4 protein-coding genes are annotated in these 4,708 nt (G+C 44.2%); all 4 read right to left on the bottom strand.

The features are described 5' to 3' along the window. Window positions 1–46: 46 nt before the first annotated feature. Window positions 47–478, bottom strand: a complete 432-nt coding sequence (locus D3F01_RS15690; RefSeq protein WP_242889602.1) for a sigma-70 family RNA polymerase sigma factor — start codon at window positions 476–478, stop codon at window positions 47–49. A 519-nt stretch (window positions 479–997) separates the two neighbouring features. Continuing rightward, window positions 998–3,412, bottom strand: coding sequence for an FtsX-like permease family protein (locus D3F01_RS15685; protein ID WP_242889600.1), 2,415 nt, complete (start codon window positions 3,410–3,412; stop codon window positions 998–1,000). 14 nt (window positions 3,413–3,426) lie between these two features. Continuing rightward, complete coding sequence (locus tag D3F01_RS15680; RefSeq protein WP_117996881.1) at window positions 3,427–4,092, bottom strand: ABC transporter ATP-binding protein; 666 nt, start codon at window positions 4,090–4,092, stop codon at window positions 3,427–3,429. A 197-nt stretch (window positions 4,093–4,289) separates the two neighbouring features. Next, on the bottom strand, window positions 4,290–4,708 hold a 419-nt coding region (locus D3F01_RS15675), incomplete at its 5' end, for an ABC transporter permease (protein ID WP_242889598.1).

Raw genomic sequence — 4,708 nt, 5'->3', positions numbered from 1 at the left:
GCGGTAAAAACTCTCTGCTCGTGTGTTCATAGGAGTTCATTTACGCCTAACCTCCCTCCGGCAAGTGCGCCTTTAGCTTTTTTTGCAGCTCGTTCAGCGTTTTTGTCCGGTGGCGCTGTACAGCACTCCGGGACATTCCCATGAGGTCGCCAATCTCGCCATCGCCTAGTTCCAGAACGCAAAACAGAATCAGAATGCTTTGTTCTTGCTTTGGCAGAGCGGCAAACGCATTGGCAACAAGCTCATTGTCGATGTGCAGATCACAGCCGTAGGACGAAAATACAAATTCTTCACACGGATAATGGTCTACACTCGTGAGCTGCCCCAGTTCTTCCATCGACAGAACGCTGAATGACTTTTCACGGTCAAGCAGGCGTTTCTTATTTCGGTGATAGTTCCGGGCCTCATTTCGCAGCACCGCTTTGCAGAATGCATCGAATCGGTACTGTTCGCCATCGTTGCGAGGGATAGCTTCCATCTTCTCACCCCCTTTCCGTGGGGATGTCGGGTGGATTTTTCCCTTTCCGCTAATATGACACCCGAAACACCCGATTCTGCCCGCTTTTTTGAAAATTTCCAAAAATATTTTTGAAACAGGCAACTTTTCAGGCGGCAATAGAAAAGCCCAGCAGACCGAAAACGGCCAACCGGGCATAATGGCAGTGTGAAATGCGCAAAAGCTACATTGTATAGTACATAGTAAAAGCCCTGCTGACCCTGTGCGGGAGCAAGGCTTTTTTTGACAGTTCAAAGCTAGGCGTTCGATAGAATATCAGGCGCATGGCGGCATCCTCCTAGTGGCCGCCATACGGACGATGAAACGCTTTGATAAGCAAAAAGAACCGGCGGCCTTGATTTTCTCAAAAGCCGCCGGTTCAAAATGGGCGCGCGGATATGTCTGCTGTACGACGGCTTTTTTCTTTTGCCGTCGTCCGGCAGATTTTCTCTTTTAAGGAAATATTTATGAAGTTCTATGATACAGCAAGATCCAATAAGTCTACTCACTTTTTATTGCTAATAAAATACTCGCTTTTTTCAATTCCATTTTGGAATACATCGAAAAAACAAGGTATATCACCAATAATACACAAATCAGTGCCAACAGGAAAAACCACGGTAATTTCAACGTAATACAATGATTGATGGCATCTAATCGTCTGCATACAATTACACTAAAAATACTTCCGCATATAAGAGATATTGCCAATGAACCTCCGAGGTAAATTCCAATCTCCCTATTCAGCATTGCTTTCAACTGTTTTCGCGTTACCCCAACAGCTTCCAACAGACCGAATTCACGCTTTCTATTCTGAAAATCAACCATAAGCATATTCATAAGACTGATACTTCCAAAGACGAACAGAATAGCAGAAGTCATATATAGAGCATTTATAGATGCACTGTATCGATGCTGAATATTTTTAATCGTTTGTTCAATCGTATTTACTTCTATTTTTTCATTTTTATCCGCAATCTTCTGAACTGCGGTCAAAACTTCATCAAAACATCCCTCTGAATTTTTAATCGCCAGAATCCCCGTCTGTTCCGTTATCCCTGTCAGTTTCTTTGCTGTGTCATAAGTCATAATGAAGTAGGGGCTTCCAGGAACAACCGGGCTATCCTCCATTAAATCAGATCTATTGTATGTGCCTACAACAACGGCTTCCACATCAAAGGTTCTACCATCAAAAGCTCTGCCCTCAATCTTCAAAGTATCGCCAACTTGTGCTATATCTTCTGCAACCAATATTCCATTTTTCTCAACCATATCATCGTAATCTGCTGTTCCAGAGGATAACGCCGCCTGCTTTTCTTCTGTCTGTTCCCGATTTAAGGTTGGAAAGAAGTCTGAAATGCTCGTGATAGAACCACTTTCGCCCGAAAAAGTAGCTGTCATATAAACGCTGTCAAATGCGGTAATCTTTTCTATCCCATCTACCTTTTCTAATTCCTGCATCAATGCCTGATCTTCAAGTGGATTTTCTTCCAGTTGCAATTTTGCGCTTCCGTATGGCTCCGCTTCGTTATCGAAAGAGCTGCCAACTGTATTTCTTATTTGTATAAGAATGTTACCGGCAGGATAATATTTGAAACTTGCCTGTTTTGCCGGATCAATAGAACCAGCAACCGTAGAAGTAACCAGTAAAAGAGCTCCGCTTACTCCAAGCATTAAAAGCATCAGAACTGCTTTTTGTTTGTTTCTTTGTATATTTATTTTCGCCAGATTAAACGGCGTAAGTTTCCGATGCAGTTTTGAGCTGCTTTTTGCCTTTCCAGCATACGCAAGGTATTTAGCACCCTCTACCGGGGAAGTATTCATTGCTACTCGGACAGGCTTAAAAATGGCAATATTCACTGTTACAAAGGCTACTGCGGCAATCAGTACAGCATAAATAACTGTTGTTTTTAGCCGGAATCCATCAGGACAGCCAATAAATCCAATCAGTACACCAATGACAAGCCCCAAAGGAATACCAGCTAAGGCATATAAACGTCCCTCTTTACTTGCCATCCGTTTAATCTGTCTTTTTGTCATGCCAACTGTCCGCAGTTGCCCAAACATCTGAACATTTTTTACAATCTTTGTGTAAAAAACACCATAGACAATCGTTGCCGCCAAAATAGCCGTCAACGCCGCCAGTAGTGGTACTGGAATCGGAATACCCGATGTTATCACACCCGACATAACAGCAGAATACTCTGTAAGCATTACCTGTTCCTCGACAATGCCTGTATTTTGTATTGCTTTGCCGGCAAAATTAAGAATAGCCGTGGAACTTATGGCGTCTGTATTCAACCGCGTATATGCTGTAACCTGAAAAGAATCTTTTGCCAAATCTTGGGCAAGCTCTTTACTAACATAAATAAAATATCCGTTGCTTTCTTTCGTATTATTCAAAACACCTGAAAGTGTATATTCTGCTTTCTGTCCTGTTCCAGTCAGGTCAATAGAAATTGTATCGCCAGTCTGATAGGATTTTCCTAAAAAATCAAGGTAGTTCTGGGGGAGCATAATCTCATCCGCTTTCTGCGGCACACTTCCCTGAAAAGTTTTTTCTTCCTGATGTAAAAAATAATCTTCATTTCCATAAGCAACAGTGATTGTTTTATTTTCAACATAAAACACACCTATAGCGGAATATTCGCCAACCCATGTAATATTTTCGTTTTGATGCAGCTGAGCCGTTTGTTCGTCTGTAACTCCCAAAATGCCAATCTGCGCTTTATTCCTCTGTGTGTTCTTGAATTTCTCTTGTGTACCTGTTGATATTAGGAGAATCGAAAAAACCATACAGACAGAGATGGCGATTGTCAAAAGCAGAAATGCCTTGTTTCTCTTATCCGCTTGCATACTCCTACCTGCCAATTTTTTTACAATGGCACTTGTATCATTTTCAAAGGGCCATGTCATAGTCTGCCACCTCCTTACTCCACAATCTTGCCATCCTCAATGCGGACAATCCGATCTGCAAGGCGGGCTATGTCGTTATTGTGGGTAATCATCACAACAGTCTGCCGGAACTCCGCACTTGTGCGCTTGATAAGCCCCAGCACCTCGGCGCTGGTCTTGCTGTCAAGGTTGCCGGTCGGCTCGTCGGCCAGCACAATAGCCGGTTTGGTAATCAGGGCGCGGGCAATCGCCACACGCTGCTGCTGGCCGCCGGAAAGATTGTTCGGCATATTTTTCAGTTTATCTTCCAGCCCCAGCAGGTGAACGATCTCGTCCAAAAACTTCTGATCCACCGTGTCCCCGTCCAGTTCCACCGGCAGGACGATGTTCTCATACACATTCAGGATGGGAACAAGGTTATAGTTCTGGAAGATAAAACCGATGTTGCGGCGGCGGAAGATGGTGAGCTGTTCGTCGTTCATTTTTGACAGCTCTTTGTCCCGGACAATCACGGTTCCGCTGGTGGGAGTGTCCAGCCCGCCCATCATGTGAAGCAGGGTGGACTTGCCGCTGCCGGAGGTTCCCACAACGGCCACAAACTCACCGTCATTTACGGAGAAGTTCACGCCGTCAAGGGCGCGGGTGATATTCGGCTTTGTGCCGTAATACTTTTTCAGGTCGATAGTCTGTAAAATGCTCATACTCAAAACTCCTTTCAAGGCTTTCTGCCTGCTGATAAGGGTATTGTAAAACCCAAATGTCCGCGAAATGTTACAGCGGCCCCAAAATTTCATTGAAAATCGGGGTGAAATGTTACAGCGCTCGGACATTTCAAAAATTTTTTGAGAAATGGCGAAAAAAGCGGGGCAGCACACGCCGCCCCGCCGATCCCATACGATTATTCCATCGCCCGCATTTGTTCGATCAGGGATTGTTTTTTCTGTTTGCGGATTGTCCATACAGACAAGATCAGTTCCATTCCGAACAATACCAGAATGAACAGACCCATTTCCAAAACCGGGAATTTATAAGGCACTACATTTCCGGCAAAAGCACCTACACTCATTTTTCTGCAAGCAAAGATGGAAACTGGAAGCCCAACGATCAGCGTCGCCAATGTTGCAAAGAGCGCATAGCACAGCCCCTCACAGATGTTCATTTTACATAGCTGTTTTTGTGTTAGGCCGATGGAACGCAGAATACTGTTTTCCTGCTTTCGGGCTATCTGGTTAGAGAGTGTCGTATTGATAAGGTTGATAACGCCAAAGAGAAATACCAACCATGAAAGTATCTCCATACTGCCAAACGCAAAAGAAT

It is taken from the genome of Faecalibacterium sp. BCRC 81149, assembly GCF_022750605.1.
In the GTDB taxonomy this organism is placed as follows: domain Bacteria; phylum Bacillota; class Clostridia; order Oscillospirales; family Ruminococcaceae; genus Faecalibacterium; species Faecalibacterium duncaniae.
Note: the sequence above shows the minus strand (reverse complement) of the source record. Positions and strands in the feature narration are given on the sequence as shown.